The sequence below is a fragment of the Rhizobium sp. A37_96 genome (assembly GCF_053521765.1).
This window is the reverse complement of record NZ_JBNWDS010000022.1, coordinates 48979-55049: the sequence shown is the minus strand read 5'-3', so window position 1 is coordinate 55049 and position 6071 is coordinate 48979. Positions and strand designations below refer to the sequence as shown.

At 61.2% G+C, this 6071-nt stretch carries 4 protein-coding genes; 3 read left to right on the top strand and 1 reads right to left on the bottom strand.

Annotation, left to right across the window (positions count from 1 at the left end):
- The first annotated feature begins 447 nt into the window (after nt 1-447).
- The 3 genes from ACQZ6J_RS31120 to ACQZ6J_RS31110 all read left to right on the top strand — a co-directional run bounded on the left by ACQZ6J_RS31120 (nt 448) and on the right by ACQZ6J_RS31110 (nt 4893).
- Complete coding sequence (locus ACQZ6J_RS31120) at nt 448-1368, top strand: helix-turn-helix domain-containing protein (protein WP_163992660.1); 921 nt, start codon at nt 448-450, stop codon at nt 1366-1368.
- Nucleotides 1369-1478: 110 nt separating this feature from the next.
- Nucleotides 1479-2885, top strand: coding sequence for an aldehyde dehydrogenase family protein (locus ACQZ6J_RS31115; RefSeq protein WP_163992662.1), 1407 nt, complete (start codon nt 1479-1481; stop codon nt 2883-2885).
- Nucleotides 2886-2916: 31 nt separating this feature from the next.
- A complete protein-coding gene (locus ACQZ6J_RS31110) occupies nt 2917-4893 on the top strand; it encodes a copper amine oxidase (protein ID WP_449086848.1) in 1977 nt (658 codons plus the stop codon).
- A gap of 143 nt (nt 4894-5036) precedes the next feature.
- On the opposite strand, the gene ACQZ6J_RS31105 is transcribed toward ACQZ6J_RS31110, so the two are convergent.
- A complete protein-coding gene (locus ACQZ6J_RS31105; protein WP_449086847.1) occupies nt 5037-6062 on the bottom strand; it encodes an extracellular solute-binding protein in 1026 nt (341 codons plus the stop codon).
- Nucleotides 6063-6071 lie beyond the last annotated feature (9 nt).

Below are 6071 nucleotides of genomic sequence, written 5' to 3'. Positions count from 1 at the left end.
GAAATTGCCTCGGCGGCGTTCGAGATCGGCGAAGACCCGGTAACGGCCCTCACCGTGAAGTCCGTCAAGCTCGCCCTTAAAAAATGCTTCGAAATCCATTGCAGGCACTCCCATTTCCATGGAGGTGCTTTCTAGCGGCAGCGGGCATTCGATTATGTAAGGCAAAGGCCGACTTTTGTTCGATTCGGCCGGGTTCTCTTGGCGAAAGGATCAACGGCGGCCAGATGTGATCGTCTGGATCGGCTCCTTGCCCGGTGTTTTCGCCCGCTGGAAAAGCCTCCGCAAGATACGATCCGTCGTCGCCCTGTTTTTCCACGGCCGACCTCGGATCGAACGAAGGCAAATGGTTCGGGCAATAGCTGCCTGAACATTACAGAAACTAGGATGTTTTCTGTAAAAATGTGATATAAGGCTGAAAATGTTCTGCAAAGGCCAGGGGAGGGGACCATGCAGTCGTTGGTAGCGCCAGTGCATATACCGGTGCCGGTGGAGGTTCTCGAGGCGGAGATCCGCAAGGTCTGCGGCGCGTTCAGTCTTGAACCGGCGCTGTCGTCCGGCATTGTCGCCGGCGATGTCGCGACCCGGCGCATAGGGTTGTTCGAAACCGCGATCGTCGGGCTCGATGCCAGCAAGCACGTCGAGCGCGGGACCAAGGCGATCCGCCAGGATCCCGGAGAGCACTTTTTCCTTCTCATCCAGGATGCCGGCCACTGTCGCGTCGAGCAGAACGGCCAGGTGGCTCATCTCGATCCCGGCGACATGTTCCTGGTCGATTCCGTCCGGCCGTCGCGTTTCTCCTATGGAGGCATCCGCTCAAGCCAGGTTTCGATCCACCTTCCGCGCGAGGAGATGGTCCACCGTTTTGGCGATGCCTTTGTCGGCGGCATCTCGATCAGCCGGAGCGACCCCTTGTGGCTGGCCATGCGCGCGGTGGTGACCAAGATGCTCGATGGCCCGGCCGCTCAGCCGCAGCTCGGCGAGGCATTCCTCTGTCTGATGGGTGCTTATCTTCAGTCGGCCCGCGGCACCGCCGCGCCGGAAACCCTGCTTTCGCGGGCGCTTGCCCTGATCGATCGCTATGGCGCCGATCCGGCCTTCGGCCCGCGGGAGCTTGCCGGCCGTCTCAACGTGTCCGAGCGCATGCTGCAGCGGCATTTCCAGGCGCTGGGCGAAACGCCGGGACATCGTCTTTTGAATCGCCGTCTTGAGATAGCCCATAGCCGGCTTTGCGCCCGTGCCGCCGATATGGCCGGCGACGGCATCGCTGCGATCGCCTATGACGCCGGTTTCAACGATCTCTCCTATTTCTATCGTGAGTTCCGCAAAAAATACGGCATGACGCCAGGCGCCGCCACTCGCTGCCATTGACGCTTTTGTCCAACAGTCCGGACGCTTCCGTCCAAGTCTGACGCTCGTTCCTGGCTTAAGCTTCCCCCAATTCCCGGCTTTCGACCGGGATACAGTGGAGGAAACTGGCAATGGCGTTTTATTCTGCAACCATCGGCGGGACGTCCGTGGCGGGCGAAGCAGATTTCGTGGTGACCAACCCGGCAACCGGTCAGGAAGCCGGCCGCGCGCCCAATCTGGGTGCGGCTGACCTCGACCGGGCGGTCGATGCTGCCCGCGCGGCGTTCTCCGGGTGGTCCGCGCGCAGCGACAGCGAACTGCAGCGCATTTGTTCCGCCGTGACCTCCCGCATCGAGGAGCACGCCGACGAGCTTGCCACCATCATCACGCTCGAGCAGGGCAAGCCGCTGAATGGTCTCGGCTCGCGGTGGGAAATGGGCGGTACGGTCGCCTGGGCGGGCTATACGACCGGGCTTTCGCTTCCGGTCAAGGTGCTGCAGGACAATGCCGAAGGCCGCGTGGAACTGCATCGCAAGCCGGTCGGCGTCGTCGGCTCGATCACCCCATGGAACTTCCCGGTCATGATCGCGATCTGGCATATCATGCCGGCGCTGCGCACCGGCAACACCGTCGTCGTCAAGCCGTCGCCGCTCACCCCGCTCTCGACGCTGCGCCTTGTCGAGATCATGAACGAGGTGCTGCCGCCCGGCGTGCTGAATGTCGTGACATCGGACGACAAGGGCTTCAATCTCGGCGCCGCCATGGCGGCCCATCCCGGCATCAACAAGATCGTCTTCACCGGCTCCATTGCCACCGGCCAGAAGGTCATGCAATCGGCCGCCTCCAACATGAAGCGGCTGACGCTGGAACTCGGCGGCAACGATGCCGGCATCGTCCTGCCCGATGCCGATCCGGACAAGATCGCCGAAGGTCTTTTCTGGGGCGCCTTCATCAACAACGGTCAGACCTGTGCCGCGCTGAAGCGTCTCTATGTGCACGAGTCGATTCATGATGCCGTCTGCGAGGCGCTGGTCGCCTATGCCCGCAACATTCCGGTCGGCAACGGCATGGAGGAAACGAGCATTCTCGGTCCGGTGCAGAACCGCATGCAGTTCGAAAAGCTAAGCCGGCTTGTTGCCGATGCGGCAGGCCGTGGCAAGGTGCTGCTCGGCGGCGCGCCGGGCGAAGGATTGTTCTTTCCGCCGACCATTGTCGCCGGCCTTTCGAATGGCGATGCGCTGGTGGACGAGGAGCAGTTCGGCCCGGCGCTGCCCGTCATCAAATACGCTGATGTCGACGATGCCGTCCGCATGGCGAATGACAGCCCGAACGGCCTCGGCGGCTCCGTCTGGTCCTCGGACATATCGGCGGCGAAGGCCGTGGCCGCGCGCATGGAATGCGGCTCGGTCTGGATCAACAAGCACGGCGCGATCCAGCCCAATGCGCCTTTCGGCGGCGTGAAGGCATCCGGCTTCGGCGTCGAATTCGCCGAGGAAGGGCTGAAGGAATACACGGATATCCAGGTGATATTCGCTTGATCTTGGAAGGCATAGGACAGGGAGGATGAAAATGAACATGAAGCATTATCTGGCTTCGGCCGGGCTGCTGCTGACGCTTTGCGCGTCCACAGCGATGAGCCACCCGCTCGATGGGCTGACGGCGGACGAGTACCAGAAGATCAACCAGATCCTGCGTGAGCAGAAGGTGGTCGACGACAACACGCTCTATCCGCTGATCGAACTGAAGGAACCGGCCAAGGCCGACGTCCTGCAGTGGAAGGACGGCGACAAGCCGCTCGACCGCGAGGCGAAAGTGCAGCTGACGAGCCCGCAGGGCTTCAAGGAAGCCGTCGTCAACATCACCAAGGGCACGGTCGAGAGCACGATGCCGATCAAGGGGCAGCCCATGGTGCTCTTCACCGAGTTCATGGACGCCCTGCAGGGCGTGCTTGGCGATCCGCAGATGATCGCAGGCCTCAAGAAGCGCGGCCTCACGCCGGACCAGGCCTTCTGCCTGCCGCTGACGGCCGGCAACTTCTTTACCGAGGAATACCAGAATTCCCGCCTGATGAAGGTGCCTTGCTACCGCGTTCCGGAGGGATCGAACTACTACGCCAAGCCGATCGAGGGCCTCTTTGCCGTCTACGACATCGGCAAGAAAAAGGTGTTGAAGGTGATCGACACCGGCGCCATCGAAGGTCCGAAGGACAATTGGGGCTATACCGAGAAGGAAGTGGCCGAGCGCGAGCCGCTGCGCCCGCAGACCAATCTCGCGACGCTCTCGCAGCAGGGCGGCCCGAACTACAAGATATCGGGCAATCATCTCGAATGGGACATGTGGCGCTTCAATTTCCGCGTCGACAAGCGCCCGGGCCTCGTCCTCTCCAACCTCGACGTGAAGGACGGCGATACCTGGCGCTCGGTGATCTACCAGTCGCATCTCTCGGAAGTCTTCGTGCCTTACATGGACCCGACCGAGGGCTGGTACTGGCGCACCTACATGGACAGCGGAGAATACGGTTTCGGCCTGTTCCTCAGCCCGCTGCGGGCCGGCCTCGACTGCCCGAGCTACGCGACCTTCCTGCCGGCGACCATCGCTGACGACAAGGGCAACCCGCTGACCATCCCGAACGCCATCTGCGTCTTCGAGCGCAGCATCGGCGATCCGGCGTGGCGTCATTTCGAGGTCTTTGCGCAGACGCCAGACAAGCCGGTTCCGGCGGAAGGCCGGCCGGGCAGCGAGCTTGTCGTGCGCACGGCGTCGGAAGTCGGCAATTACGATTATCTTATCGACTACCGGCTGCAGCCGGACGGCCAGATCCGCATCATGATCGGCGCGACCGGCCTCGATGCCGTCAAGGGCGTTCAGTCGACCTCGATGGATGATCCGACCGCCGCCGCGGACACCGCGCACGGCACGCTCATCGCGCCAAATCTGGTGGCCGCAAATCACGACCACTATTTCAACTTCCGCATCGACTTCGACGTCGATCAGCCGGCCAACCATTTCGGCACGATGGATATCGTCCCGGCCAAGGTCGACGCGAAGAACCCGCGTCGCTCGATGTGGACGGTCCAGCATACGATGCCGAAGACGGAAATGGAGGCGCGCTATCAGCTCTCGGCAATGAAGCCGCGCTACTTCATGATCTCCGACCCTTCGCGCAAAGGCTATCTCGGCCAGGAGCCGGGCTGGATGATCCATCACGGTGACGTGGCCTACGGCCCCTTCGACTTCGTCAAGGACCCGCCGATGAAGCGCAATGCCTATATCGAATATTCGGTATGGAACACGGTCTACGACCCGAACCAGCAATATGCCGGCGGCAAGTTCGCCATGCAGAGCGACGGTTCCGACACGCTGCCGGAATGGGTCAAGGCCAACAAGCCATTGATGGGCAAGGATATCGTCACCTGGTTCACCGCAGGCTTCCATCATATCCCGCGCATGGAGGATTGGCCTGTCATGTCGACCGAGTGGAAGACGATCCACATTGAGCCGCACAACTTCTTCGCACATAATCCGGCATTGACGCTGCGGAACTGACAATAAGACACCAGCGTCGCTCAGGCGGCGCTGGTGGCATTGCTGCATTGCCGGGCGATTGCCCGAGCCGTGAATTCGCTATGCAGGATCATGTCTGCAAGATGTGAAGGAAGCCGCGAGCATGGCTCGCGGCTTCCTGTCGTTTATTTCTGAAGATCGGTCCAGATCTTGGTATAGATCTTCATGACTTCGGGTGAGCACGTCTGGGCCGGGAACCCGGCGCCGGCCAGCTTCGGCGGGATGTTGACTTCGGGCGCGGTTTTCATGTCTTCGGGCATGTAGGCGTCGGAACCCATAATCCCGTTGCCGTAGCGAGCATATGCCGAAATCATCGCGGCGTTCTCCGGCGTCATGATGAAGTTCATGAAAAGCTTGGCATTGTCGACATTCTTGGCGTCGGCCAAAATCGCCACATTGTCCATGAACACGGGAAAGCCTTCCTGCGGGAAACCGAATTCCAGTTTCGGATTGACCAGCCGGCTGCGGAAGGACGAGCCATTCCAGTTCATGCCGGCTGCGATGTCGCCCTGGGCCAGCTGCTCGACGGTGCCGTAATCCATGGAAAGCCAGTTCGGCTTGGCCGCAACGAGCAGGTCGCGCACCTTCTTCAGGACGGTCATGTCGTTGGAGCAGGTCTTGCCGCCCACGTAGTTTACGGCCAGCGCCATGAGATCGTTCATCTCCGGCACGATGTTGATCTTGCCCTTCAGCTCCGGCGGCGGATTGAAGAGGATGGCGGAAGTGTTGATGTCGCCCTTGTAGACATCCCGGTTCACTGAAATCCCGACCGTTCCCCATTGCCAGGGTACGGTGTAGTGGCGGCCCGGGTCGAACTCAGGATTGCGCCATTTCGGGTCGACGTTCTTGAAATTCTCCATCTGGTCCGGCCGGGCCTCGAGCAGAAGGCCTTTCTCGATCCAGATCGGCACGTAGATCCCCGCCGGAACGACGATGTCGAAGCCGTGACCACCGGCCTCCACCTTGGCAAGGGCGGTGTCGTTGCTGTCGTAGTCCGTGACGGTGACCTTCACATGGTAGGTGTCTTCGAACTTCTTGACGAGATCCGGAGGCGTATAGTTACCCCAGTTATAGATGTTCAGCTGGCCGTCTGCCAGGGCAGGTGCTGCGTTCAGGGCAGCAATGGTAAGGGCGGAAAGAAAGGTTTTCATTGGTTCTCC